Genomic DNA, 25,802 nt, shown 5'->3' on the forward strand with positions numbered 1-25,802 from the left:
GCCTCGACCGAAGCGGCCTTGTGAGCCGCTTTTTGCTGCCTCGTGCGGCGCGGATCGCGCGGCGCACGGGCGGTCACGCACCGCTCGCTGACGTTTCAACCCTGCATCGAAGCCCGCGCTCAGGCCGCCGCGCGGCGGTCCGCGCAGTGCCACGCCGAGCGGTTGATCGCGCTGACGACCGCATCGAGCGCTGCGCTCGCCGCATCGGCGTGCATGCCGACACCGTGCCGCAGCGGCGCCTCGCCGACCCGACAGCCGACCGATACCGCGATCCGGCCGTCCGCGGCGCGCGTGTATTCGCACGATGCGACGTCGATCGCGACGCCGGCGGCCGCCGCAAATGCCGCGGCGAAATGCCGCACGGCGTCGTCGGGCGTCGCCTCGGCGGCAGGCGCCGCCGCGATCTCGCGGTTCTGCCAGCGCGCGCCGTTGCCGTGGCGCGCGGCCGGGCCGTCGGTCTCGAAGAATTCGCGTGCGAACAGCGCGCAGATCGCGTCGCCCGTCACTTCCTCGCCCGACGCATCGGCGAGCGTCTGCACCGCATGGCTGAACTCGATCTGGACGCGGCGGGTCGGCGTGAAGCCCATCCCGCGTTCGAGCAGGAACGTCGCGCCGCCCTTGCCGGACTGGCTGTTCACGCGGATCACCGCGTCATAGCTGCGGCCGAGATCGGCCGGGTCGATCGGCAGGTACGGCACCTCCCACATCGCGTCGGGGCGCTGCTGCGCGAAGCCCTTGCGGATCGCGTCCTGGTGCGAGCCCGAGAACGCGGTGAACACGAGGTCGCCCGCGTACGGATGGCGCGGATGCACGGGGATCTGGTTGCAGCGCTCGACGACGCGGCGCACGGCGTCGATGTCGGAGAAGTCGAGGCCCGGGTCGATACCTTGCGTGTAGAGGTTCAACGCGAGCGTGACGAGATCGACGTTGCCGGTGCGCTCGCCGTTGCCGAACAGGCAGCCTTCGATGCGGTCGGCGCCCGCGAGCAGCGCGAGTTCGGCCGCCGCGACCGCGGTGCCGCGATCGTTGTGCGGATGCACGGACAGCACGATGCTGTCGCGATACGCGAGATTGCGGTCCATCCATTCGATCTGGTCGGCGAACACGTTCGGGCTCGCGGCCTCGACGGTGGCCGGCAGGTTGACGATCATCTTGTGGTCGCGGGTCGGGCGCCACGTCTGCGCGACCGCGTCGCAGATCTCGCGCGCGAACGTCAGCTCGGTCATGCTGAAGGTTTCCGGCGAGTACTGGAAAGTCCACTGCGTATCGGGGCGCGCGGCCGCGTGTTCCTTGATGATGCGCGTGCCGTCGATCGCGAGCGCCTTCACGTCGTCCTTCGACATCCCGAACACGATGCGGCGGAACGACGGGCAGACGGCGTTGTACAGGTGCACGATCGCGCGCGGTACGCCTTCGAGCGCCTCGAACGTGCGCGCGATCAGGTCCTCGCGCGACTGCACGAGCACTTCGATGGTCACGTCGTCGGGAATCCGCTCGTCGTCGATCAGCTTGCGGACGAAATCGAAGTCGGTTTGCGACGCCGACGGAAAGCCGACTTCGATCTCCTTGAACCCGATGGCGACCAGCATTTCGAAGAACTCGAGCTTCTGCTCGATGCTCATCGGCTCGATCAGCGACTGGTTGCCGTCGCGCAGGTCGGTGCTCATCCATACGGGCGCGCGCTCGATGGTGCGGGCGGGCCAGCGGCGGCCATTGAGGCGGACGGGCTCGAACGGACGGTACTTGTCTTGCGGATTGCGCATCATCTTCTGGACCTCGGGTCTCAAGTCGCGAGCGAAGACGGGCGGCAGGGCGGCGGTGGGCGCTGCCTCGCATCCGGCGCGCGATGGCGCCGCGGATGCGGATGATCTTCGCGAATCGGCCGACGGATGGACGGACGAATGCTGACGACTTCGGGTTGTAAAAATTACGAGAGGGGTACTGCGAGGAACTGCTGGGAGGACCGTGCGGACGGCACACGGCGCTACGACAGCCTTAGGCTAGTCGTAGCGATAGCGGCCGCGCTAGGCGGCCGGAGGTAATTCGGAGGGTGTTCGGAAAGGAACGCATGACGGCCACTCTATGCCAGGATGCGCTCGCGTGTCAAATGTCGGGATAAAGGGGCGGGTCGCCGCGGCGCCCTCAGCGCGCGACGCGGGCGATCCGGACGATCGTCGCGACCTGTCGCGCCACCGTGTCGGGCACCGGCACCTCGCCGCGCAGCACGGCGTCCGTCCACGCGGCCGTGGTCGCCGCATCGCGCGACTCGGGTAGGGCGACGGGCGGTGCATCGCTCGACGAACGCTCGGCGTCGATCAGCGTGTCGCACACGCCGTCGTGCAGCCAGTCGACCTGCACCTGGCGGCGCGTGTCGGCCACCGCTTCGCCTTCGGTGCCGCGCGCGAGCAGCGCGCCGCCCAGCGCGGCGTCCGGATGGTCGCGGAACAACTGCGCGAGGCTGTCGCGGTACGGCGGATGCGTGTAGTTGACGAGCCGCAGCCCGGCCGGCGCGAACGGCTGCAGGATCTTCACGAGCGTATGCGTCGAATTGCGCACGCCGAGCACGCGGCGCATCGACAGCAGGTGCGCGATGCGCGGCGCCAGCACGTCGATCGGGGCGAACGCGACCCGGCGTTCGGCGAGCGTGTCCTCGATCGCATCGTGCGACGTCGACGGCGCGAGCGACAGTGCCGAGAAAATCTCGGCGCTCGTCACGCGGCCCGGATCGCATTCCACTCCATGCACCAGCACCGGCACGCCTTCGCGCGCGAGCAGCAGCGCGAGCAGCGGTACGAGGTTCGGCTGTTTGCGCGCGCCGTTGTAGCTCGGGATCGACACCGGCCGGAACGCGGCGTCCTGCACGTGCACGGGCTCGAACGATGCCTGCGCGGCGGCGAGCATCGCGGCCAGTTCGTCGGCGGATTCGCCCTTCAGCCGATAGGCGATCAGGATCGCGCCGAGTTCGACATCCGACACGCGCGCATCGAGCATCGCGCGATAGAGCTCGAACGTGTCCTCGGCGGATAGGGCGCGTGCGCCGTGCGGGCCGCGGCCGATTTCCTTGATGAAGCGGGCGCAAGGGAACGGCGCGGCGGCGGGATCGTGGGGAGCGGTCATCGGGGCGTGGGGCGGGCGGCCGGCATCGGGCCGCGCGGCAAGCGATCAGGAATGCCCCGAGTATCGCACGGGCGCGGCCGCGCATCGCGCCGCGCTACACTCTGGTTCCCGGCGACGCGTGCACCGGCTGCGCCGCGCCCATGCCGTTGCCGGCCGAATACGACTACGAGAGACATCCCATGAAGCTCTACAGCTATTTCCGCAGTTCCGCGTCGTACCGCGTGCGGATTGCCCTGAACCTCAAGCAGTTGCCGTTCGACTACGCACCCGTGCACATGCTGCGCGACGGCGGCGAGCAACTGAAGGACGCGTACCGCGCGCTGAATCCGGATGCGGTCGTGCCGACGCTGATCGATGGCGACGCGACGCTGCAGCAGTCGCTCGCGATCATCGAATATCTCGACGAAACCCATCCCGAGCCCGCGCTGCTGCCGAAGCAGCCGGTCGATCGCGCGTACGTGCGCGCGGTGGCGCTGCAGATCGCATGCGAAATCCACCCGCTCAACAATCTGCGCGTGCTCAAGTACCTGAAGCACACGCTGAAGGTGCCCGAGGACGCCAAGAACGCGTGGTACCGGCACTGGATCGAGGCCGGCTTCGAAACGCTCGAGACGCGTCTCGCGAACGATCCGCGCACCGGCACGCTGTGCTTCGGCGACACGCCGACGCTCGCCGACATATGCCTCGTGCCGCAGGTGTTCAACGCGAACCGCTTCTCGATCGACACGACGCGTTTCCCGACGATTCAGCGGATCGTCGATCATGCGGCGACGATCGATGCGTTCAAGGCCGCCGAGCCCGGCGTGCAACCCGACGCGGAATGAGCGCGGCGCGCCCGTGGCGCATGAAAAAGGGCGCCCGAAGGCGCCCTGTGCGAGGTGCGACGCGAGCCGGCGGCGTTCAGCCGAGCAGCGCGTCCGCGAATTCCGCCGCGCTGAACGGCTGCAGGTCCTCGACCTTCTCGCCGACGCCGATGAAGTAGACGGGCACCGGGCGTTGCCGCGCGATCGCCGCGAGAATCCCGCCCTTCGCGGTGCCGTCGAGCTTCGTGACGATCAGGCCGGTGAGGCCCAGCGCGTCGTCGAATGCCTTCACCTGCGTGAGCGCGTTCTGGCCGGTGTTCGCGTCGATCACCAGCAGCACTTCGTGCGGCGCGCCATCGTGCGCCTTCGCGATCACGCGCTTCACCTTCTTCAGCTCTTCCATCAGATGGAGCTGCGTCGGCAGGCGGCCGGCCGTGTCGGCCATCATCACGTCGATCTTGCGCGCGCGCGCGGCGCTGACCGCGTCGAAGATCACCGCGGCCGGATCGCCGCTTTCCTGCTGCACGACCGTCACGTTGTTGCGTTCGCCCCAGACCGCGAGCTGTTCGCGCGCGGCCGCGCGGAACGTGTCGCCGGCGGCCAGCAGCACCGACTGGTCGAAGCTCTGCAGATGCTTCGCGAGCTTGCCGATGCTGGTCGTCTTGCCCGCGCCGTTCACGCCGGCGATCATCATCACGAGCGGCTGCGCGCGGCCGAGCATCAGCGATTTCTCGAGCGGCGTCAGCAACTCGACGAGCAGGTCGCGCAGTGCATTCTTCACCTGCTGCGGATCGGTCAGCCGGCCCGCGCGCACCTTCTCGCGCAGCGCGCCGAGCAGGTATTCGGTCGCGTCGACGCCCGCGTCGGACATCAGCAGCGCGGTTTCGAGCTCCTCGTACAGATCCTCGTCGATCTTCGTGTTGACGAAGACGCCGGTGATGTTCGAGCCCGTCTTCGCGAGACCTGTTTTCAGGCGCGCGAGCCACGACTTCTTCGCGGACGCGTCCTGCTGCGGCGGCGGGACGATCTCGACCGTCTCGACGACTTCGTCGCGGCCGTCGTTGGTCGGCGTGACCGTCATCACGACGGCTGGCGCGGCCGGTTGCGCGGGCGCCTGCGGCACGTCGGCCGCGGGCGGCGTCGCGCGCGCGTCGGCGTCGGACGCTTCGTCCGCTTGCTGCGCGTCGGCCGATTGCGATTCCGCCGGATCGGGCTCCTGCGTTTTCTTGAATCGTTTGAAGAAACTGAACATGGTCTGGCGTCGGGAAGAGGGCGGGCCGCCGCCGAGGGCGGGGGCGCCGGACGGGCCGTTCTGCGTTCGCGCGGGCGCGGCGCACGGCGGCCGAAACCGTGCATTTTATCAGTGCGGCGTGGCGCTCGCGCCAGTGCGCGTCGCCGCTGTGGTAACGTGCGCCTGTTTGGCGGCGCCCCCTGCGCGCGCCCGGTCCCTCCGTTGTCGATATCCCGTATGTCCCGTTCCTCTTCCGGCCGCCCGGCGGCCACCCCTGGCCGCGGCAAGCCGCACACGATCCGCATCATCGGCGGCGACTGGAAACGCACGCCGCTCGCGGTGCTCGATCTCGACGGCCTGCGCCCGACCCCCGATCGCGTCCGCGAGACGCTGTTCAACTGGCTCGGCCAGGATCTCGACGGGTGGCGCTGCCTCGACCTGTTCGCGGGCACCGGCGCGCTCGGCTTCGAGGCCGCGTCGCGCGGCGCGGCGAGCGTCGTGATGGTCGAGCGCCATCCGCGCGCCGCGCAGCAGCTTCGTGCGATCAAGGACAAGCTCGGCGCCCGCTCGGTCGAGATCGCCGAGGCCGACGCGCTGCGGCTCGCGGCCGGGCTCACGCCGGGCGCGTTCGACGTCGTGTTCCTCGATCCGCCGTTCGACGACCTGGCCGCGCTCGAGCGCGCGATCGCGTTGTCGGCGCCGCTCGTCGCGGCCGGCGGCGCGCTGTACGTCGAAACGGGGGCGGAACTCGATCCGGCCGCGCACGACGCGCTCTCGGGCTGGCAGGTGGCGAAGCACGGCAAGGCCGGTGCGGTTCACTATCATTTGCTGCGGCGCGAAAATGATGAATAATGCGCGTTCCATACGAGGCGGCGCGCCGCAAAGGCGACGCATGCCCATCTCGGCAGCGGCGTGCGCATCGCACGGCTGCCATCCCGTTTGCGTGATGACAGGAGGAGCGACATGGTAGTCGCCGTGTATCCCGGTACGTTCGATCCGCTGACGCGCGGGCACGAAGACCTCGTGCGGCGTGCGTCGAGCATTTTTGATACGCTGGTGGTGGGTGTCGCCGACAGCCGCGCGAAAAAGCCGTTTTTCTCGCTCGAAGAACGTCTGACGATTGCGAACGAGGTGCTCGGTCATTATCCGAACGTGAAGGTGATGAGTTTCACCGGCCTCCTGAAGGATTTCGTCCGCGTCAACAATGCGCGCGTGATCGTGCGCGGGCTGCGCGCCGTGTCCGATTTCGAATACGAGTTCCAGATGGCGGGCATGAACCGCTATCTGCTGCCCGACGTCGAGACGATGTTCATGACGCCGTCCGACCAGTACCAGTTCATCTCGGGAACGATCGTGCGTGAAATCGCGCAATTGGGCGGCGATGTCAGCAAGTTCGTGTTCCCGTCCGTCGAGAAGTGGCTGACCGAGAAGGTCGCCGCGATCGGAGGCCCTGCCGCGTGACGCGGCGCCGGCCGGTTTCGTTGCGAAGCCGGCCGGCGGCCTGAAGAAGTGAGATCAGTATGTCCTTGATGATTACCGACGAGTGCATCAATTGCGACGTGTGCGAGCCCGAGTGCCCGAACGGCGCGATTTCGATGGGCCCGGAGATCTACGTGATCGACCCGAACAAGTGCACCGAGTGCGTCGGCCATTTCGACGAACCGCAGTGCCAGCAGGTGTGTCCGGTCGAATGCATTCCGCGCGATCCGCAGCATGACGAATCGCACGCGCAATTGATGGAGAAGTATCACGCGTTGATCGCCGCCAAGGGCGACGACGCATCGTGATCCTGCGCTGACGCGCGCGCCTCGATGGGCTCGCGCGCGTCGCGCTTTCGGATCGGCGCCGCCCGGCGCCGGTTCTTTCGTGTCAGGCCAGCAGCTCGTGCAACGCCGCGACGAGCGCATCGCATTCGGCATCGGTGCCGACGGTGATGCGCAGGTGCTGGTCGATTCGCGGCAGCCGGAAGTGCCGCACGAAAATTTCCCGTTCCTTCAGCTTCGCCGCGATCGTGCCCGCATCGTGCGCGGGATGGCGCGCGAACACGAAATTCGCGGCCGACGGCACGATCTCGAAGCCGAGTGCGTCAAGCGCATGCGTGAGCCGCGCCCGGCTATCGATCACGCGCCGGCAGGTGGCGTGGAAATAATCGGCGTCCTCGTAGGCGGCCTGCGCGGCCACCTGCGCGAGCCGGTCGAGCGGATACGAGTTGAAGCTGTCCTTCACGCGGTTCAGCGCGTCGATCAGCGCCGCATCGCCGAACGCGAAGCCGACGCGCATGCCCGCGAGCGAGCGTGCCTTCGACGTCGTATGCACGACGAGCAGGTTCGGATGACGGTCGATCAGCGTGATGGCCGACTGCGCGCCGAAATCGACGTACGCCTCGTCGATCACGACGACCGACGACGGATTCGCGGCCGCGATCCGCTCGACGTCAGCGAGCGGCAACGCGCGCCCGGTCGGCGCATTCGGGTTCGGAAACAGTACGCCGCCGGCGTCGTCGAGATAGTCGTCGACGCGGATCGAGAAATCGTCCGCGAGCGGCACGACCGTGGTCTCGACGCCGTACAGGCGCGCGTAGGTCGGATAGAAGCTGTACGTGATGTCGGGAAAGCGTAGCGGCCGGTCGTGCTTGAGCAACGCCTGGAACGCGTGCGCGAGCACCTCGTCGGAGCCGTTGCCGACGAACACCTGCTCGGGCGCGATGCGGTGATGGGCCGCGACCGTCTCGCGCAGCGCGCGCGCGACCGGGTCCGGATAGCGGCGCAGCGTGTCGCCGGTGTCGCCGAGTTCGCGCGCGATCGCCGCGACGACGCGCGGCGACGGCGGATAGGGATTCTCGTTGGTGTTCAGCTTGACGGGATGCGCGAGTGCGGGCTGTTCGCCCGGCACGTAAGGCACGAGTTGCTGAACGACGTCGCTCCAGTAACGGCTCACCGCATGGCTCCTGTCGGGCAAAACGTCGAGAGTACCGCATGTGCGCGCCGCGGGGGGGCGAGCGAGGCCGCCCGGTTGCGCCGAACGGCCGATGCACCGGGCCGGTGCGACGGGCGGTCAGTTGCGATGCAGTTGCATCGTCGCGCGATCGAGTTCGCCCTTGACGACCATCGGCATCACGGCGAGCGCGCGCTCGATCGATGCGTCGATCACGTCCTGTTCCTCGCGGCGCGGCGGTTTCAGCACGAAGTTCGCAACGTCGGGCTTCGCGCCGGCGCGCGCACTTTCCGGAATCAGGTCGCGCGGATGGCCGATGCCGATCCGCAGCCGCCAGTACTGCTGCGACGACAGGTGCGCGGAGATGTCCTTCAGGCCGTTGTGGCCGCCGCTGCCGCCGCCGAGCTTCAGCTTCACGGTGCCGGGCGGCAGGTCGAGTTCGTCGTGCGCGACGAGGATCTGGTCGGGCAGGATCTTGAAGAATTGCGCGAGCGCGACGACCGATTGGCCGGAACGGTTCATGTAGGTTTGCGGCTCGAGCAGGTGGACTTCCTCGCCGTGCAGGCGCGCTTTCGCATAGAAGCCGTGGAAGCGGCGCTCGTCGCGCAGCGTCGTGCCGGCTTCGCGGGCGAGCTGGTCGATCAGCCAGAAGCCGGCGTTGTGGCGTGTCGCGGTGTATTCCGCCCCGGGATTGCCGAGGCCGACGATCAGTTTGATCATGACGTTTCGAAGGCGGCGCTGCCGCCTGGGCGCAGAAAAAGAAAAACCCGCCGGGCAGGCCGCGGCGGGTTGCGTCGACCGTTTCGTGAAACGGATCGATTGGGCGCGTGAGCGGCCGCTTAGGCAGCCGGCGTTTCGCCTTCGTCTGCTGCGTCCGACACGGCGCCAGCCGGGATCGTTGCCGATGCGACGACCGGGTTTTCCGCGTCGACGTGCGCGACCAGCGCGACGCCCTTCGGCAGCGCGATGTCCTTCGCGTGCAGCGATTGACCGGCTTCGATCTTCGACAGGTCGACTTCGAGGAATTCCGGCAGGGCAGCCGGCAGGCACTCGACTTCGATTTCCGTCGCAACGTGCGAAACGACTGCGCTCGACAGCTTCACGGCCGGGCTGACTTCAGCGTTCAGGAAGTGCAGCGGCACCTTCGTGTGCAGCTTCTTCTTCGCGTCGACGCGCTGGAAGTCCACGTGCAGCACCAGTTGCTTGAACGGGTGGTATTGCACATCGCGCAGCAGAACCTGTTGCGACTGGCCGGCCACTTCGAGGTCGAGGATCGACGAGTGGAAGGCTTCCTTCTTCAGGGCGTGCCACAGGGCGTTGTGATCGAGTTCGATCTTTTGCGGGGCGGCTTCGCCACCGTAGACGATACCCGTGGTCTTACCGGCGTTGCGCAGGCGGCGGCTCGCACCCGTACCTTGCTGTTGGCGCTCGAAAGCGACGACTTTCATGTGATTCTCCAATGGCTGCCCGCGACCAGGCAGTGAAACGGGGCCATCAAGCGGCCCCCGATGAAACGGCCGGGGTTTCGTCTATCCCGTCCGATTGTGCAAAAAGCGAAGCGTTGCCGCTTCGCTTTCCGCGCATACTTTGTTCCGTCGTTTCGCGATCAGGATTCCGCGAACAGCGACATCACCGAATCGCCGCGGCGAATCCGCGAGAACGTTTCGGCCAGCAGGCTCGCGCTCGTCAGCGAGCGGATCTTCGAGCACGCCAGCGATTCGGCCGACAGCGGAATCGTGTCGGTCACGACCAGCTCGTCGAGTGCCGATGCGGCGATGCGATCTGCGGCGCCGCCCGACAGCACCGGGTGCGTCGCGTACGCGAACACCTGTTTCGCACCGCGGTCCTTCAGCACTTGCGCGGCCTTGCAGAGCGTGCCGGCCGTATCGACCATGTCGTCCATGATCACGCAGGTGCGGCCTTCGACTTCACCGATGATGTTCATCACTTCGGCGACGTTCGCCTTCGGGCGACGCTTGTCGATGATCGCGAGATCGCAGTTGAGCTGCTTCGCGAGTGCCCGGGCACGCACCACGCCGCCGACGTCCGGCGACACGACGAGCAGATCCGAGTAGTTCTGCTTGCGCAGGTCGCCCAGCAGGATCGGCGTGGCGTAGATGTTGTCGACCGGAATGTCGAAGAAGCCTTGAATCTGGTCGGCGTGCAGATCCATCGTGATGATCCGCTCGACGCCGGCGATTTCCAGCATGTTCGCGATGACCTTCGCCGAGATCGCGACGCGCGCCGAACGCGGGCGGCGATCCTGACGCGCATAGCCGAAGTAGGGGATGGCTGCAGTGATCCGGCCGGCGGATGCGCGCTTGAGCGCATCGACCATGATCATCAGTTCCATCAGGTTGTCGTTCGTCGGTGCGCACGTGGATTGCAGGACGAAGACGTCCTTGCCGCGCACGTTTTCCTGGATCTCGACCTGGATCTCGCCGTCGGAGAAACGGCTGACCATCGCTTTGCCGAGGGGGATACCAAGGATATTGACGACTTCCTGGGCGAGCGCGGGATTCGCGTTGCCAGTAAAGACCATCAGGCCATCATGGCTGTGGCTGCTCATCGTGCACCTGCTTCAGGCTTGGGCGGGAAATGCGGGAAAATTTTTGGCAGGGGAGGAAGGACTCGAACCCTCGCATGCCGGAATCAAAATCCGGTGCCTTGACCAACTTGGCGACTCCCCTACACTTAACTGATAACTTCACCGAACTCGTGTAGGCCGTTCGGCAAAGTAAAACTTCATGACGCGAAAGCGAAGAGCGGATGCTCGTTCAGGCTCTCGGCAACTGCGCCATTCCAACTGGCGGGCAGTCTGGCTTTCGCCGCTTCTGCCTCGTGCTTGCTGTGAAACGCTGCAAACACGCTTGCTCCGGAGCCGGTCATCCTCGCGGGGGTCACATCATACAACCATTTGACCACCTGCGCAACTTCCGCGTACTTCCTTGTTACAACTTCCTGCATATCGTTCCGGCCGAAGCTATCTGGCCATCCCGCATCGCTGGTTTGCTGTGCAAGAAAGTCAGCAATTGTGACGGGCTTCGTATCTCTTGTCAACAACTCATCTGAAAATATTTCAGCGGTCGGGACATGAACGCGTGGCGTCACAACCAGGAACCAGCGAGTCGGCAATTCTACCTCAGCTAATTCTTCTCCGATACCCTCTGCGAACGCATTTTTTCCAAAAATAAAAAACGGGACGTCGGCGCCGAGTTTGACCGCGAGCGACTGGAGTTCGGCGCGCGGCAAATCGAGTTGCCACAGGCGGTTCAGCGCGAGCAGCGTCGTCGCCGCGTCGGAGCTGCCGCCGCCGAGACCGGCGCCCATCGGCAGGATCTTGTCGATCTCGATGTCGACGCCGTGCGCGGTGCCCGTATGCGCTTTCAGCAGGTTGGCCGCGCGTACGACGAGATCGCTTTCCTCGGGCACGCCGGGCACGTCGGTGACGCGTGCGACGCGGCCGTCGTCGCGCCGCGTGAAGTGCAGCGTGTCGCCCCAGTTCAGCAGCTGGAATACGCTCTGCAGATCGTGATAGCCGTTCGGGCGGCGACCGGTGATGTGCAGGAACAGGTTGAGTTTCGCGGGCGCCAGGCAGTTGCGCAGCGAGCGGGTCGAATCGGTCATGCGGGTATCGGGGGCTAGGCGCGCGTGCTCACTGATCGAGCACGAGCTTGATGTCGAGCGGCGGCGTCGCGCGCACGAGGTTGACGCGTTTGACGCCCGTGGCCGGGGCATCCGCGTAGGCGAGGTAGTCGATCGTCCAGCCGTCCTGGCGGAGCTGCTTGATGCGCGTGCCGTCGGCCGGGTCGCGCACGGTTTCCGCGGGCGTCGCGGGCGCGGCGGTCGGCAGCAGCCAGTAGCGCAGGCCCGCGAGCGGCAGCTCGAAGCCGAGCGTCTTCTGCATCAGGTCGCCGACGTCCGGCGCATATTGGGTCGGACGGTTCGGCAATTCGAGCGACGCCGCGTGCGGCGTCGCTTTCACGACCGCGAGCGTCTGGCCGAGCGGGCTGCGCAGTTCGAGCGACACGTCGTCGCCGTGTTCCTGCCAGTCGAAGTTGCCGTACACGTTCTGCGGGTTGCCGAGACGATCGTCGTACCGCACCGCGAAGCGGCCGTGGTACGCATGCGTCGCCGCCGTCTGCAGTGCGGCGCCCGCCGGCGTGCCGGCCGACGGCGGCGTGCTCGCGCAGCCGGCGAGCGCGAGCGCCGCGCCGGCCGCGGCGAGCGTGCGCCACGCGCGGGAGGACAGGGAAAACATCGGGAACATCCGCATCAGAGGCCGTTGATCTGCAGGCGCTTCAGCGTCTGCACGAGCGTTTCGTTGTCGGGCTCGAGCTTCTGCGCGGCACGCCACGCATTGCGCGCGTCTTCCTGCGCGCCGCTCTTCCAAAGCACCTCGCCGAGATGCGCGCCGATTTCGGCGTTCGGCTGCAGTTCATATGCACGCTGCAGCACCTTCGTCGCGCCGGCCGTGTCGCCCATCCGGTACTTCACCCAGCCGAGGCTGTCCATGATGTAGGCGTCGTTCGGCGCGAGCGCCATCGCCTTGTCGATCAGCTTGCTGGCCTCGGGCAGGCGCTGGTTGCGGTCGGCGAGCGAATAGCCGAGCGCGTTGTAGGCCTGCGGGTTGTCGGGCTGCGTACGGATCAGCTCGCGCAACTGCTTTTCCATCGTCGCATAGTGGCCCGTCTTTTCGGCCGCCATCGCGTAGTCGTAGCGCAGGTCGGGATCGTCCGGGAAGTCCTGGACGGCCTGCCCGAGCCGCGCCTCCGCTTCCGGATAGCGCTTCGCCGTGAACAGGATCGACGCATCGGTGCGCGCCACCACGGCCGCGTCGCGCGGATCCGTGATCGGCAGGTTGTCGAGCACCTTGCGCGCCTCGTCGGTCTTGCCCTGTTTCTGCAGCAGTTGCGCGCGGGTGATCTGCGCGGGCAGGTAGTGCTGGCTCGTCTGGTCGACCTTGTCGAGCCATTGCGACGCCTGCGCGTCGTTGTTCTGGTCGATCGCGATCTGCGCGAGGTAGATGTAGCCTTGGCCGACGTCGAGATTCGGCTGCTTGTCGCCGAGCTGCACGTACTGCTTCAGGTAGCCGGTCGCCTCGTCGAGCTTCTTCTGCTGGATCTTGATCAGCGCGAGCGCCATCAGCGGCGTCGGATCCTTCGAGTCGAGCTTGCGCATCGTCTCGAACTGCTTCTGTGCGTCGTCGAGGCGATCGTCGGCGAGATAGAGCTGCGACAGCGCGAGCCGTGCGTCGCGCGACTTCGGATTCTGCTGAACATACTTCTCGAACGACGCGATGCCCGCCGCGCGTTCCGCCGGCCCCATTTGCGACAGCATCAGCGCCGCCGGCAGGTAATCGGGGCGAATCTGCAGCGCCTGCTTCAGCGACTGCGCGGCGCCGTCCTTGTCGTCGACCGCGAGCTGCTGCCGCGCGATCGCGAGCTGCGCCTCGGGGCGATTCATGTCGTTCTTCAACATGTCCTTCAGCACCGCGAGGCCGCCGACGCGGTCGGGGCCGCGCACGAGCAGCGCCTGCAGCGCGAGGATCGCCGGGCCGCGCGTGTCGCCGGTCGCGCGGGCCAGCTCGCGCGCGAGCATCGGTTGCGCGTCGGCCGGCTTGCCGGCGAGCACCAGCAGCGCGGCGTCGACCTGCGACGCGCGGTTCGAATCCGGTGCGTACTGGCGCCACAGATTCGCGGCGGACAGCGCGTCGGCCGGGCTCTGCGCGCCGAGCGCGATTTCGGTCGCGCGCTGCGCCATGCGCGGATCGCGCGTGTCGCGGGCAAGCGCGAGGTAGGTCTGGTAGGCCGGTGCCGGCTGGTTGCGCTGGAGCGCGACCTCGGCGGCGAGCACCTGGTAGACGATCTGGCTCGTCAGCGGCACGCCGGGGAGATTCTTCTGCTCGTCCGGCATCACATGCTCGAACGCGCCCTGCGGCTCCGCGTCGTCCGAGGCCGGATCCTGCGCGTGGGCCGGAAAGGCGGTGAGGGTCCAGGCGGCAAGCAGCGCGGCACCGATTGCACGGCGGACCGGGAAGGCGCGCGCGCCGCGCACGGCGGCGGGGCGCTTCTGAAGCAGCTTCGAGGGCAGGGTCATGGAAATCCGTTCGATGTTTCAACCGATTGTAACGCGCTCGCTACAATACACGCACGATCGTGATAGGGTCCGCTTACCTGTGGAATCCCCATGCGAATGCCCGAAATCGCCCGTCTCGCGTGCTGCCGGGCGGGCGATTTCGGGCATTCCCGCGTCTCGTTCGGGGGCGCCGCGAGCGCGGCCGTTCTCGTGGCAGCGCTCGCGTTCCTATGTAAACAGACCGTAGCCTCAGACCCGCAAAACATGCCAGAGTTGCCAGAAGTCGAAGTCACGCGCCGGGGTATCGAGCCCTTTGTCGCGGGCCGCCGCGTCGAGCGTGTCGACGTCCGTACCGCGATGTTGCGCTGGCCCGTGCCGGCGGGGCTCGCCGAACAGTTGCGCGCGCGCGAGGTGCTCGCCGTCGAGCGCCGCGGCAAGTACCTGCTGTTCGAGGTCGATGCAGGCTGGTTCATCGTCCATCTCGGGATGACCGGCACGCTGCGCGTGCTGCCCGCAACTGGCGTGCCGGTCGCGGCGAAGCACGACCACATCGACTGGATCTTCGACGAATTCGTGCTGCGGTTCCGCGATCCCCGCCGCTTCGGCGCCGTACTCTGGCATCCGCGCGACGCAGGCGACGTGCATGCGCATCCGCTACTCGCGAGCCTCGGCGTCGAGCCGTTCTCGCCGGCGTTCACCGGCGCGTTGCTGCATGCGCGTACACGCGGCCGCACGGTATCGGTCAAGCAGGCGCTGCTCGCGGGCGACATGGTTGTCGGCGTCGGCAACATCTACGCGTCGGAGAGCCTGTTTCGCGCCGGCATCCGGCCGACGACGGCCGCCGGCAAGGTGTCGCTGCCGCGCTACGAGCGGCTGGCCGATGCGGTACGCGCGACGCTCGCCGACGCGATCGAGCGCGGCGGCAGCACGTTGCGCGATTTCGTCGGCAGCAACGGCGAAAGCGGCTACTTCCAGCTCGACTGCTTCGTCTACGATCGCGCCGGCCAGCCGTGCCGCGTATGCGGCACATCGATCCGCCAGATCGTGCAGGGCCAGCGATCGACCTATTTCTGCCCGACGTGCCAGCGTTGAAACCCTTTTCCGCCATCAGACAAACTTGAAGCCGCCCCGCATCACCCCCGCTCCGTTCCCCGTCACGCCGCTGCACCGCACGTTCGCCACGCGTCTCGTCGCGTGGCAGCGCGAGCATGGCCGCCATGATCTGCCATGGCAGAACACCCGCGATCCGTACCGGATCTGGCTGTCGGAAATCATGCTGCAGCAGACGCAGGTATCGACCGTCATTCCGTATTACACGCGTTTTCTCGACCGCTACCCCGACGTCGCCGCGCTCGCGGCCGCGCCGAGCGACGACGTGATGGCGCTGTGGGCCGGGCTCGGCTACTACTCGCGCGCGCGCAACCTGCACCGCTGCGCGCAGGTCGTCGTCGCCGAGCACGGCGGCGCGTTTCCGGCGACCCCCGACGCATTGGCCGAACTGCCGGGCATCGGTCGCTCGACGGCCGCCGCGATCGCGTCGTTTGCGTACGGCGCGCGCGCGACGATCCTCGACGGCAACGTGAAGCGCGTGCTCGCGCGGGTATTCGGCGTCGAGGGCTTTCCGGGCGAGAAGCGCGTCGAGAACGACATGTGGGCGCTCGCCGAATCGCTGCTGCCCGACGCCGCGAACGCGGCCGACGTGAGCGCGTATACGCAGGGGCTGATGGATCTGGGCGCGACGCTGTGCGTGCGCGGCAAACCCGACTGCGCCCGCTGCCCGTTCGCGGGCGACTGCGTCGCGCAATCGACCGGCCGTCAGCGCGAACTGCCGGCCGCGCGGCCGAAGAAGGCCGTGCCGACGCGCAAGACCTGGATGCTCGTGCTGCGCGACGGCGACGCCGTGCTGCTCGAGCGCCGGCCGCCGACCGGCATCTGGGGCGGACTGTGGAGCCTGCCGCAAGCGGACGGCGATGCCGCGCTCGCGGATCTCGCGCGCGGCTTCGGCGGCGGCGGCACGGTGCCGCTCGCGCCGCTCACGCACACGTTCACGCATTTCCGGCTCGAAATCGAGCCGCGGCTGAGCGATCTGACGGAGGGCAAGGGCCTACCGTCGCCGGCGCGGGACGCGGACACCGCATGGGTGCCGCTGAGCCGGCTCGACGCGTACGGCGTGCCGGCGCCGGTGCGCAAGCTGCTCGATGCGCTGAGCGGGCCGCTGCTGTAACGAACGGCGTAGGGCGCGGCGCGGGCCGCGTTCGGGAAGGCGCCTGACTGCCGCGGCTGTGCCGTCGCGCAGGCAGGCGTGCGCCGGGCAGGTGCGCTGCGCGACGGAGCCTGCGGCGTTACAGCCAGCCGTGCCGGTCGAGCACGTGGTGCACGGCGTCGATGCGCGCGCCGACGTCCGGAAACTCCATCAGCTTCTGCCGCGCGCGCAGGTCGAGCGGCAGCAGTTCCGCGAGGCGATTCGATACCCAGCTCGGATCGTCGAGGCGGAACGGTTCGCCGAACGGCATTTTCTCCGGATCGGACTTCTTCAGCGCGTCGATGATGCGCTCGAGCACCTCGGCGCACGAGCCGAACTGCGCGAGCGCCTGTTCGCCTTCGAGCGGGATGTCGTCGGGCAGCGGCTCCGCGATGCCGACCAGCAGCCCGTTGCTTTCGACGCGATACGACAGCAGCTCGAAACGCTGCGTGCCGACCGCCTGCAGATACAGCATCCCGAACTCGCCGGTATCGCACTCGGTGATGCGCGCCATGCAGCCGATGGTTTCGGGCACCGACACCGCGCCGTCCTGCGCGACTTCGGGCCCGCTCTTGAGCAGGCACACGCCGAACGGCGCATCGTCGCGCAGGCATGCGCGCGACATGTCGAGATAGCGCGCCTCGAACACCTTGAGCGGGAGCAGCCCTCCCGGAAACAGCACCGTGTGCAGCGGAAACAGCGGCAGGTCGATCAGGGTGGTCGAGAGGGAGGACATGGCGCGCGGGCGTGGGGGCGGGTGTCGCTAGGGTCGATCGACCTCGGAGACGAGCCGCGACGACGCGTCGACATCCACTGGCGCGTCACGATGCCGCACGATCACGTTCGCGTCGCGCGCGAGGCGCGCGGCGAGCGTTTCCGCGATGAACACCGAGCGATGCTGGCCGCCCGTGCAGCCGATGGCGACGGTCAGGTAGCTGCGGTTGTCATCGCGGAAGTGCGGTAGCCATTTCATCAGGAACGCATGGATGTCGTCGATCATCTGATGGACGATCGGCAGTGCGTCGAGAAAGGCGATGACCGGCTGGTCGAGCCCGGTGAGCGGGCGCAACTGGTGGTCGTAGTACGGGTTCGGCAACGCGCGCACGTCGAACATCAGGTCGGCGTCGAGCGGCACGCCGCGCTTGAAGCCGAACGATTCGAACATCACCATCAGGTCGTTGTTCTTCTGCTCGATGAAGCGCTTGACCCAGGTGCGCAGCGCGTTCGCGCGCAGCGTGCTGGTATCGATCTGGTGGCCGAATTCGGCGAGCGGCGCGACGAGCTCGCGCTCGCGCTCGATCGCTTCCTCGAGCGACGACAGCAAGCCGACGTCCGCATCGTGCGACCGCGAGCCGGACAACGGATGGCGGCGGCGCGTTTCGGAGAAGCGCTGGATCAGCGCCTGGGTGCTCGCGTTGAGGAACAGCACGCGCACGTCGTGCTCGCGGGACAGCTCGCGGATCAGGCCGGGCATTTCATCGAGCGACGCGCTGGAGCGCGCGTCGATCGCGACCGCAAGCCGGCGCTGGCCGTCCTGGGCGAGGTAGCGGGCGAGTTCGGGGAGCACGTGCGGCGGCAGGTTGTCGACGCAGTAATAGCCTGCGTCTTCGAGCGCGTTCAGCGCGACGGACTTGCCTGAGCCGGAGATGCCGGTAATGAGGACGATGCGCATGGGAACGGAGAATCCTGACGTTTCATCATAGCACCGGCTCGACGCGTCGGCGTTGCGCGGCCGGGCGCGTGCGGGTTACACCAGTTTGCCGGGGAACTGACTGTCGGGATCCTGCATCGCGAGTCGTTGTCGATCCATGAAATCGCGCAACGTGTCGATTCCGCGCAACTGCAGGATCGTGTTCCGGACGGCCGCCTCGACGAGCACCGCGAGGTTGCGGCCGGCCGCGACCTGGATCGTGACCTTGCTGATCGGCAAACCGAGCACGTCGACGGTCTGACTTTCGAGCGGCAGGCGCTGGAATTCGCCGTCGGGGCGCCGCACGAGCTGGACGATCAGCTTCAGCTTCATTTTCCGTCGCACCGCGGTTTCACCGAAGATCGTCTTGATGTCGAGCAGGCCGAGGCCACGCACTTCGAGCAGATTCTGCAGCAGCGGCGGGCAGCGCCCTTCGACGAAATCGGGGCCAAGACGGACGAAGTCGACCGCGTCGTCGGCGACGAGGCCGTGTCCGCGGCTGATCAGCTCGAGGCCGAGCTCGCTCTTGCCGAGGCCCGAATCGCCGGTCAGCAGCACGCCCATCCCGAGGATGTCGAGGAACACGCCGTGCAGCGTCGCGCGCGGCGCGAGGATGCGCGACATGTAGAGCCGCAGGCTGTCGATCACCGCGGCCGCCGACATCGGCGTCGTGAACAGCGGCGTGGACGAGCGCGTGCAGCGCAGCACCAGTTCGGGCGGCGCAGCGGCGCCACCGGCGACGACGAGGAACGGCGGTTCGAGCGCGATCAGCTCGGCCATGTGGCGCGAGCGGTCTTCGTCGGTCTGTCGCTGGTAGTAGTCGATTTCGGCTTCGCCGAGCACCTGGATCCGGTTCGGATGGATCAGGTTCAGGTGGCCGACGAGGTCGGCGCTCGACGTTGCGTTGCCGACCGTGTCGGCCGAAAAGCCGCGTTCCCAGCCTTCATGCCCCGTCAGCCAGCTCAGTTTCAGCGTGGCTGCGTTGTCGTCGAAGATGCTCTGGGCGTTGATGCTGGACGTATCCATGACTCTCGTCACTCCAATGGGCCGGTGCGGGCGCGCGGCGACGGACGTCGCCATGCCGGGCCGGCGCCGGGCGGCCCTGGACGGCGGCGCGTGCCGCCTGGTACGGGGAAATATTCCGCCCGGAACAACTCAAGGTTGCCACTGAGTGAGCAGGCGATGCAACTCGGCGATATCCGTTTCGTTGTGCAGACGCTCGCGTGCGTCGCGATCGGACAGCAGTTGCGCGATTTCCGACAGGATCTCGAGGTGCTGCTGGGTAGCTTGCTCGGGGACGAGCAGGAAGATCAGAAGGCCGACCGGCTGGCCGTCGGGCGCTTCGAACGGGATCGCATCGGCGAGGCGGACGAACGCGGCGAGCGGGTGCTTGAGGCCCTTGATGCGGCCGTGCGGAATCGCGACACCTTCGCCGAGCCCGGTCGAACCGAGGCGCTCGCGTGCGAACAGGTTGTCCGTGACGGTGCTGCGGCCGATGCCGTTCTGATTCTCGAACATCAGCCCGGCTTGTTCGAAGACGCGTTTCTTGCTGGTGACCGAGAGGTCGATGACGACGTTCTCTATGGGCAGGATTTTGGCTAGGCGATTCATGTTGGCAGGCGATTGGGCGGCCTGGGGTCTCCTTGCGGCGGCGGACTGATTTTCCATGTTCGGCGATATCAAGGTATGTGGCATGGCAACCTGCAACGCCGCTACCGCATCCAACACCCCCCGGCGATAACCGGAACATTATAGAGCACAGCCGCGTGCGTGGCGCAGCACGGACCGACCGGTTGCACCTTCGCGCGGAGTCGCAAAAAAAACGCCCGGCGAACCGGGCGGCGTGCGTGTTGCAGTGACGGTTATTGCGGCGGCAGTTCGATCTGGTCGATCGACGGCTGCAGCTTGATCGGGTCGTGCGCGTGCGTTTGCAGGCGCTCCATGTGCTTGACGACCTGGCGATCCAGCTTGTCGATCAGCAGATCGATCGCGGCGTACAGGTTGCCGTTCGCGCTTTCGACGAAGATGTCCTTGCCCTTCAGGTGCAGATTGATTTCCGCGCGCTGCTGCTTGTCCTTTTCCTTGTGGTTGTCGACCGAGAGGATCACAGTGCCATCGATCACCTGATCGCTATGCCGTAGCACCCGGTCCAGCTTGGTGATCACGTATTCGCGAATTGCAGGCGTGACTTCGAGATGATGTCCACTGATCTTCAGGTTCATAGTGCTTCTCCAAGCGAGTGACCACCCGGCCGCATCGAGGCGGCGCTCCGGTCGACTTGCCCGTGCCGCACGAGGCGGCGTATCGCGGACAGGTCGCCCGGCCTGTTCCCCGTGTGCGCGGTGGCCGGAACACGCCTGCCGCCGGGCAGGCAGCAGGCTTAAAGAGACTTGCGCAGATTCACTGCCGGGATCTTGAGGGCTTCGCGATATTTCGCAACCGTGCGGCGCGCGACCACGAAACCCTGTTCTGCCAGCAGCTCGGCAATGCGGCTGTCCGAAAGTGGCGATTTTGGGTCTTCAGCTCCTATCAGTTGCTTGATGAGGGCTCGGATGGCGGTCGACGAGGCGGCGCCACCGGTGTCGGTCGAAACGTGAGATCCGAAGAAGTACTTAAATTCGAGCGTCCCGAACGGGGTCAGCATGTACTTCCCGGTTGTCACACGGCTGACAGTCGACTCGTGTAGGCCCAGCGTATCAGCTATTTCCCGCAAAACCAAGGGGCGCATGGCAATTTCACCGTGCGCAAAGAAATTCTTCTGACGCTCGACAATAGCCTGCGCGACACGCAGGATCGTGTCGAAACGCTGCTGGATGTTTTTGATCAGCCAGCGCGCTTCCTGAAGCTGCTGCTTCAGCGATCCGGCCGACGGATCGCCACGGCTGTTGCGCAGGATGTTCGCGTACAGGTTGTTGATCCGCAGGCGCGGCACGACCTCCGGATTGAGCTCCGCGAGCCATCCCTGGCCGGCCTTCTTCACGATGATGTCGGGCACGACGTAGTCGGCCTCGGCCTTGCCGTATGCGGCGCCGGGGAACGGCTCGAGCGAGCGGATCAGCGCGTGCGCGTCGCGCAGCGCGTCGTCGCTCGCCTTCAGGTGCTTGCGCAACCGTGTGAAGTCGCGGGCGGCGAGCAGTTCGAGATGCTGCGACACGATGTCGAGCGCGAGCGTGCGCGTCGGGGACGGATCGAGACGCAGCAACTGCAGCTTCAGGCATTCGGAGGCCGAGCGCGCGCCGACGCCGGCCGGGTCGAAGCTGTGCAGCAACGCGAGCGCCGCGTTCAGTTCGTCGCAGTCGATTTCCAGTTCGGGCGGCAGGTCGGCGAGCACTTCGTCGAGCGTGGCGGTCAGGTAGCCGTCGTCGTCGAGCGATTCGATCAGGAACATCACGAGCGCGCGATCGCGCGGGCCGGCCTGCGTGACGCGCAACTGCGCGGACAGGTGGTCGCGCAGCGACGTCGCGGCTTCCTGCACCTGCAGCGGCGGCAGGTCGTCGTCGTCGGACGCGCCGCCCGAGCGGCCGTATTCGTCGAGGTTCCACTGCGGGCCGTCGTTGCCGTCGCTGGACCCGTAACCGTCGTATTCGTCGGCGCCGGCCGGCTCGTCGCGCTCCGCGCGATCGCTGGACGTGCCGCTGCCGTTCGTCGCGGCGGGCTCGGTGTTCTGTGCGGGCGGCGTCTGCGCGATCAGCGATCCGTCCGCCGCGACGCGCAGCGGGCTCGCGATCCATTCGTCGTCGTTCTCGAGCAGCGGGTTTTGCGCGACGGCCATCGCGACTTCCTGCTGCAATTCGAGCGTCGACAACTGCAGGAGCCGGATCGACTGCTGCAGCTGCGGCGTCAGCGCCAGATGTTGCGACAGGCGAAGTTGGAGGCTGGCTTTCATGGCAAGGAGGGAGTCATACCGGCAGTTTGCCACGACCCAGGCGCATTGAGCCATCCGCGATTACGCGCGGCGCGCCGCCTGGCCGCGGGCATGGCCGCGGGCGTGGATGCAAGCGGGGCGCGGCTCCGCGCGGCGATGCCGGGCGGGGTGCAGCCAGCCACGAGGAGAAAGTTACATGCGGAAGTGTTCGCCGAGGTACACGCGGCGCACGCTTTCGTTTTCGATGATTTCGCTCGGCGCGCCGGCGGCCAGCACCGAACCGTCGCTGATGATGTACGCGTGGTCGCAGATGCCGAGCGTTTCGCGGACGTTGTGGTCCGTGATCAGCACGCCGATGTTGCGCTGCTTCAGGAACTTGACGATCTTCTGGATCTCGAGCACCGCGATCGGGTCGACGCCGGCGAACGGTTCGTCGAGCAGGATGAAGCTCGGGTTGGTCGCGAGCGCGCGCGCGATTTCGACGCGGCGCCGTTCGCCGCCCGACAGCGACAGCGCGGGGTTCTCGCGCAGATGGCCGATCTGCAGCTCGTCGAGCAGCGCTTCGGTGCGCGACGAGATCGCGTCCTTCGACAGCCGCTTGCCGTCTTCGCCGTGCTGCAGCTCGAGCACCGCGCGGATGTTCTCCTCGACGGTCAGCTTGCGGAACACGGACGCCTCTTGCGGCAGGTACGACAGGCCGAGCGACGCGCGCTTGTGGATCGGCAGCAGGCCGATCGAGCTGCCGTTCAGCGAGATCTCGCCCGCATCCGTCGGCACGAGGCCGACGATCATGTAGAACGACGTGGTCTTGCCGGCGCCGTTCGGGCCGAGCAGGCCGACGACCTCGCCGCTCTTCACGTCGAGCGACACGTCCTTGACGACCGTGCGCGAGCCGTAGCGCTTCTTCAGGTTGCGGACGACGAGCGAGCTCGTGGTGCCGGCCGGCTGGCGGTTCGGGAGCGCGTTCATTGGCCGGGCGCTCCCTGGATCGTGGTCGACGGCGACAGCTTGGCCGGCGCCCCGTTCAGCGGCGCGGGGCCGCCGTTCTTCGGCGACAGCATCGCGCGCACGCGGCCGTTCGGGTTGCCCGGCGCCGCGACGTCCTTGCCGCCCTTCGCGGTGTAGAAGTCGCGCTGGCCGTCATACGTGATCACGCTGCCGTGCACGGTATCGGCGACGGTCGACGTGCCCTGCAGGCGGCGCACGGTCGCGGCGGTGGTCAGCGTGGTCAGGTCCTGCTTGCCGTCGTAGTCGATGCGCTCGGCGTCGCCGTCGATGTATTCGTCGAGGCCTTCGCGCTTCTGGCGGAACGTCGCGTGCTTCTTGCCGCTGCCGAACGAGGTGGCGTACTGGTAGCCTTCCGGGTCCTGACGCACTTCGACGCGATCGCCCTTGATGATGATCGTGCCCTTCGTGATCACGACGTTGCCGGTCGCGACCGTGACCTGCTTCAGATCGTCGTAGGTCAGATTGTCGGCCTCGACGTTGATCGGCTTGTTCTGGTCGGCCTTCTCGGCATGGGCGAGCGGCGCCAGCCCGACGAGCGGGAGCGCCACGAGCGTCGCGGCGAGCGCGGCGCGGACGGCGCGCGCAGCGCCGCCGGAAATCTGTCGAGGGAACGGTTCGTTCATGCAGTCACGTGAGGGATGCGTCACTTGGGTTGACCTTTCGAGCCGCCGGACGTGTCCGCCGCGGCGATCGTGCCGCGCACGTTGCCGTAAAGCTCGATGACCCGGGTGACGTTGTTGTACTTCATGCCGTCGGTCGCGTTGACGAGCGACAGGCCGCGCTGAAGTTTAACCGGCTTTTCGGTCTGGATCACATCGTCATTGACGAAGATCCGGAAATGCTGGGAATCGGCCTGCATCTGCGGATCGCCGCCGCCGGCCGCGCGCAGGATGCGCGCATCGTCGTACAAATCGACGATCGACACGTCGCCGTTGACGGTGCCGCGCTTCGCGGTGGTCGTCACGACGGGCTTGCCGGGCTGGAACGCACGCATGGCCGGATCGGTCAGGTCACTGCTTTCGGTGTCTTCGTAATGGACCAGCTTCGCGGCCGTCAGCCGGTACTGGGTCGTGCCGGACTGGTCGAGCTCGGTGACCGAGAAGTTGTCCGCGAAGTAGTCGGGCGTATGGCGCTTCGGCTGCGCGGCGCCCTCGCCGGGCGGCGGCAGCGTGGCCTGCAGCAGCCACCAGGTGACGCCCGCGAGCGCGGCGACCGCGGCGAGCGGCAGCATCTGGGTCCAGCGGAAATGCGTGCTCATCGGTCAGGCTCCGCAGGCGGCGGCGAGCAGCGCGTCGTAGCGACGCTGCGCGCGCAGGATCGCATCGCAGACCTCGCGCACGGCGCCGTGGCCGCCGCGGGCTTCGGCGACCCAGTGCGCACGGGCGATCACCTCGGGGTGCGCGTTCGCGGGGGCCGCTGCGAAGCCGCAGCGCAGCATGACCGGCAGGTCGGGCCAGTCGTCGCCCATGTAGCCGCAGGCGTCGGCCGTCAGGCCGAGCGACGCGATCAGGTCGGCGAACACGGCGAGCTTGTTCTCGACGCCCTGGAACAGGTGCGCGATCTTCATTTCCTTCGCGCGCGCCGCGACGATGTCCGAGCGGCGGCCCGTGATGATCGCGGTCGCGATGCCGGCTTCGCCGAGCAGCTTCACGCCGTGGCCGTCGAGCGAATTGAACGACTTCATCGCGTCGCCGGCCGCTGTAAACAACAGGCCGCCGTCGGTCAGTACGCCGTCGACGTCGAAAATCATCAGCTTCACGCGGCTCGCGCGTTCGGCCGCAGTCAGCGCTGCGCTCATCAGATCACCTTCTTCGAAAACAGGTCGTGCATGTTCAGCGCGCCGATCAGCGCGCCGTCGGCATCGACGACCAGCATCTGGTTGATCCGGTGGCGCTCCATCAGTTCCACGGCCTCGACCGCCAAGTGATCCGGCGCGATCGTGCGCGGGTCGCGCGTCATGACTTCGGTGATCGGCAGCGAGCGGAAGTCGCCGTCGCGCGCGAGCACGCGGCGCAGGTCGCCGTCCGTGAAGATGCCGACGACCTTGCCGTCGGCGTCGACCACGGCCGTCATGCCGAGGCGCTTCGCGGTGATCTGGAACAGCGCGTCCGACAGCGTTGCATTCAGCCCGACGGACGGGACGTCGTCGCCCGAGCGCATCACGTCGCGCACGTAGGTGAGCAGGCGCCGGCCGAGCGCGCCGCCCGGGTGCGAGCGCGCGAAATCTTCCGAGCCGAAGCCGCGCGCGTCGAGCACGGCGACGGCGAGCGCGTCGCCGAGCGCGAGCGCGGCGGTCGTGCTCGCGGTGGGCGCGAGGTTCAGCGGGCACGCTTCCTTCGACACCGCGGCGTTCAGGTTCACGTCGGCGAGCGTGCCGAGGCTCGACCCCGCGCGGCCCGTGATCGCGATCAACTTCGCGCCGATCCGCTTCACGAGCGGCAGGATCGCGACGAGCTCTTCCGATTCGCCGGAATAGGAGATGCCGATGAAGACGTCGTCGGAGGTGACCATCCCGAGGTCGCCGTGGCTGGCCTCGGCAGGGTGGACGAAGAAGGCCGGTGTACCGGTGCTGGCCAGCGTGGCCGCGATCTTGCGGGCGATATGCCCCGATTTGCCGATCCCGGAGACCACGACGCGGCCGCGGCAGCCGAGCAGCAGCGCAACGGCCTGGACGAAGCCGCCGTCGAGCTGGTCGCGCAGCGCGCGCACGGCGTCCGCCTCGATGTCGAGCACGTCGCGGGCGAGCGCGAGCGCCCGATCATCATTGATTTTCGCTATCATGCGCGGAGTATAGCAAAGGCGTTTGTTCGCCGCGCCGCGCCTTCGGACTCGTC

Annotated in this window: 27 protein-coding genes and 1 tRNA gene; 6 read left to right on the forward strand and 22 right to left on the reverse strand. The window is 67.3% G+C overall.

Annotated elements, in window-relative coordinates:
* Window positions 1–119: 119 nt before the first annotated feature.
* A complete protein-coding gene (gene leuA / locus WS89_RS28940; RefSeq protein ID WP_059795508.1) occupies window positions 120–1,766 on the reverse strand; it encodes a 2-isopropylmalate synthase in 1,647 nt (548 codons plus the stop codon).
* Between the two features lie 376 nt (window positions 1,767–2,142).
* Window positions 2,143–3,117 (reverse strand): DNA-binding protein YbiB, encoded by a 975-nt coding sequence (gene ybiB / locus WS89_RS28945; RefSeq protein WP_059506631.1) that lies wholly within the window; start codon window positions 3,115–3,117, stop codon window positions 2,143–2,145.
* Between the two features lie 179 nt (window positions 3,118–3,296).
* Here ybiB and maiA point away from each other — a divergent pair, with 179 nt between their 5' ends.
* Entirely contained in the window at window positions 3,297–3,941 is a 645-nt protein-coding gene (gene maiA, locus WS89_RS28950) for a maleylacetoacetate isomerase (RefSeq protein ID WP_059795543.1), read from the forward strand.
* Window positions 3,942–4,017: 76 nt separating this feature from the next.
* Here maiA and ftsY read toward each other — a convergent pair whose 3' ends face one another.
* Entirely contained in the window at window positions 4,018–5,172 is a 1,155-nt protein-coding gene (ftsY, locus tag WS89_RS28955) for a signal recognition particle-docking protein FtsY (RefSeq protein WP_059795510.1), read from the reverse strand.
* Window positions 5,173–5,388: 216 nt separating this feature from the next.
* On the opposite strand from ftsY, the gene rsmD reads away from it, so the two are divergent.
* The 3 genes from rsmD (at window position 5,389) to WS89_RS28970 (ending at window position 6,938) form a co-directional block, all read left to right on the forward strand.
* Complete coding sequence (gene rsmD, locus WS89_RS28960) at window positions 5,389–6,003, forward strand: 16S rRNA (guanine(966)-N(2))-methyltransferase RsmD (protein WP_059795512.1); 615 nt, start codon at window positions 5,389–5,391, stop codon at window positions 6,001–6,003.
* A gap of 111 nt (window positions 6,004–6,114) precedes the next feature.
* Window positions 6,115–6,612, forward strand: coding sequence for a pantetheine-phosphate adenylyltransferase (gene coaD, locus WS89_RS28965; protein WP_027785472.1), 498 nt, complete (start codon window positions 6,115–6,117; stop codon window positions 6,610–6,612).
* Window positions 6,613–6,671: 59 nt separating this feature from the next.
* Complete coding sequence (locus WS89_RS28970; RefSeq protein ID WP_059506639.1) at window positions 6,672–6,938, forward strand: YfhL family 4Fe-4S dicluster ferredoxin; 267 nt, start codon at window positions 6,672–6,674, stop codon at window positions 6,936–6,938.
* A gap of 82 nt (window positions 6,939–7,020) precedes the next feature.
* Here WS89_RS28970 and hisC read toward each other — a convergent pair whose 3' ends face one another.
* The 8 genes from hisC to WS89_RS29010 form a co-directional block, all read right to left on the reverse strand.
* A complete protein-coding gene (gene hisC, locus WS89_RS28975; RefSeq protein ID WP_059506641.1) occupies window positions 7,021–8,088 on the reverse strand; it encodes a histidinol-phosphate transaminase in 1,068 nt (355 codons plus the stop codon).
* A gap of 117 nt (window positions 8,089–8,205) precedes the next feature.
* Window positions 8,206–8,805 (reverse strand): aminoacyl-tRNA hydrolase, encoded by a 600-nt coding sequence (pth, locus tag WS89_RS28980; RefSeq protein WP_048246979.1) that lies wholly within the window; start codon window positions 8,803–8,805, stop codon window positions 8,206–8,208.
* Window positions 8,806–8,924: 119 nt separating this feature from the next.
* Entirely contained in the window at window positions 8,925–9,533 is a 609-nt protein-coding gene (locus tag WS89_RS28985) for a 50S ribosomal protein L25/general stress protein Ctc (RefSeq protein WP_034208424.1), read from the reverse strand.
* Between the two features lie 158 nt (window positions 9,534–9,691).
* Window positions 9,692–10,654 (reverse strand): ribose-phosphate pyrophosphokinase, encoded by a 963-nt coding sequence (locus tag WS89_RS28990; protein ID WP_006483739.1) that lies wholly within the window; start codon window positions 10,652–10,654, stop codon window positions 9,692–9,694.
* A gap of 44 nt (window positions 10,655–10,698) precedes the next feature.
* Window positions 10,699–10,775 (reverse strand) — tRNA-Gln (locus tag WS89_RS28995).
* A gap of 55 nt (window positions 10,776–10,830) precedes the next feature.
* Window positions 10,831–11,712 (reverse strand): 4-(cytidine 5'-diphospho)-2-C-methyl-D-erythritol kinase, encoded by an 882-nt coding sequence (gene ispE / locus WS89_RS29000; protein WP_059506643.1) that lies wholly within the window; start codon window positions 11,710–11,712, stop codon window positions 10,831–10,833.
* A gap of 28 nt (window positions 11,713–11,740) precedes the next feature.
* Window positions 11,741–12,361, reverse strand: a complete 621-nt coding sequence (gene lolB, locus WS89_RS29005) for a lipoprotein insertase outer membrane protein LolB (protein ID WP_059795514.1) — start codon at window positions 12,359–12,361, stop codon at window positions 11,741–11,743.
* Window positions 12,361–14,184, reverse strand: coding sequence for a tetratricopeptide repeat protein (locus WS89_RS29010; RefSeq protein WP_059795516.1), 1,824 nt, complete (start codon window positions 14,182–14,184; stop codon window positions 12,361–12,363). The genes lolB and WS89_RS29010 overlap by 1 nt, the downstream gene beginning before the upstream one ends.
* Window positions 14,185–14,427: 243 nt before the next feature.
* Between WS89_RS29010 and mutM the strand changes: the two genes are divergently transcribed.
* Window positions 14,428–15,255: a bifunctional DNA-formamidopyrimidine glycosylase/DNA-(apurinic or apyrimidinic site) lyase gene (mutM, locus tag WS89_RS29015; RefSeq protein ID WP_059506649.1), complete on the forward strand. Its 828-nt coding sequence runs from the start codon at window positions 14,428–14,430 to the stop codon at window positions 15,253–15,255.
* A 25-nt stretch (window positions 15,256–15,280) separates the two neighbouring features.
* On the forward strand, window positions 15,281–16,387 hold the full coding sequence (gene mutY / locus WS89_RS29020; protein ID WP_059795517.1) for an A/G-specific adenine glycosylase: 1,107 nt from the start codon (window positions 15,281–15,283) through the stop codon (window positions 16,385–16,387).
* 118 nt (window positions 16,388–16,505) lie between these two features.
* Here mutY and WS89_RS29025 read toward each other — a convergent pair whose 3' ends face one another.
* From WS89_RS29025 to kdsD, 11 genes are all read right to left on the reverse strand, one after another.
* The gene (locus WS89_RS29025) at window positions 16,506–17,141 is read right to left on the reverse strand and encodes an LON peptidase substrate-binding domain-containing protein (protein WP_034208417.1); all 636 of its coding nucleotides are present in this window, start codon (window positions 17,139–17,141) and stop codon (window positions 16,506–16,508) included.
* Between the two features lie 27 nt (window positions 17,142–17,168).
* The gene (gene rapZ / locus WS89_RS29030; protein ID WP_006477783.1) at window positions 17,169–18,077 is read right to left on the reverse strand and encodes an RNase adapter RapZ; all 909 of its coding nucleotides are present in this window, start codon (window positions 18,075–18,077) and stop codon (window positions 17,169–17,171) included.
* Between the two features lie 75 nt (window positions 18,078–18,152).
* Window positions 18,153–19,121 carry an HPr(Ser) kinase/phosphatase gene (hprK, locus tag WS89_RS29035; protein ID WP_006483133.1) on the reverse strand — a complete coding sequence of 323 codons (969 nt, stop codon included), beginning with the start codon at window positions 19,119–19,121 and terminating at the stop codon, window positions 18,153–18,155.
* A 129-nt stretch (window positions 19,122–19,250) separates the two neighbouring features.
* Window positions 19,251–19,763 carry a PTS sugar transporter subunit IIA gene (locus WS89_RS29040; RefSeq protein ID WP_027806888.1) on the reverse strand — a complete coding sequence of 171 codons (513 nt, stop codon included), beginning with the start codon at window positions 19,761–19,763 and terminating at the stop codon, window positions 19,251–19,253.
* Between the two features lie 194 nt (window positions 19,764–19,957).
* Window positions 19,958–20,317 (reverse strand): ribosome hibernation-promoting factor, HPF/YfiA family, encoded by a 360-nt coding sequence (gene hpf, locus WS89_RS29045; RefSeq protein WP_006477786.1) that lies wholly within the window; start codon window positions 20,315–20,317, stop codon window positions 19,958–19,960.
* Window positions 20,318–20,475: 158 nt separating this feature from the next.
* Window positions 20,476–21,981: an RNA polymerase factor sigma-54 gene (locus WS89_RS29050; RefSeq protein ID WP_059506653.1), complete on the reverse strand. Its 1,506-nt coding sequence runs from the start codon at window positions 21,979–21,981 to the stop codon at window positions 20,476–20,478.
* Window positions 21,982–22,152: 171 nt separating this feature from the next.
* Entirely contained in the window at window positions 22,153–22,929 is a 777-nt protein-coding gene (gene lptB / locus WS89_RS29055) for an LPS export ABC transporter ATP-binding protein (protein ID WP_059506655.1), read from the reverse strand.
* Window positions 22,926–23,591: a lipopolysaccharide transport periplasmic protein LptA gene (gene lptA / locus WS89_RS29060; RefSeq protein ID WP_006483139.1), complete on the reverse strand. Its 666-nt coding sequence runs from the start codon at window positions 23,589–23,591 to the stop codon at window positions 22,926–22,928. The genes lptB and lptA overlap by 4 nt, the downstream gene beginning before the upstream one ends.
* Window positions 23,592–23,611: 20 nt before the next feature.
* A complete protein-coding gene (gene lptC / locus WS89_RS29065; RefSeq protein WP_059506659.1) occupies window positions 23,612–24,226 on the reverse strand; it encodes an LPS export ABC transporter periplasmic protein LptC in 615 nt (204 codons plus the stop codon).
* Window positions 24,227–24,229: 3 nt separating this feature from the next.
* On the reverse strand, window positions 24,230–24,766 hold the full coding sequence (locus WS89_RS29070) for a KdsC family phosphatase (RefSeq protein ID WP_059506661.1): 537 nt from the start codon (window positions 24,764–24,766) through the stop codon (window positions 24,230–24,232).
* On the reverse strand, window positions 24,766–25,749 hold the full coding sequence (gene kdsD, locus WS89_RS29075) for an arabinose 5-phosphate isomerase KdsD (protein WP_059506663.1): 984 nt from the start codon (window positions 25,747–25,749) through the stop codon (window positions 24,766–24,768). Before kdsD ends, WS89_RS29070 begins: the two co-directional genes overlap by 1 nt.
* Window positions 25,750–25,802 lie beyond the last annotated feature (53 nt).

The sequence above is a fragment of the Burkholderia sp. MSMB1072 genome, assembly GCF_001524725.1.
GTDB lineage: Bacteria > Pseudomonadota > Gammaproteobacteria > Burkholderiales > Burkholderiaceae > Burkholderia.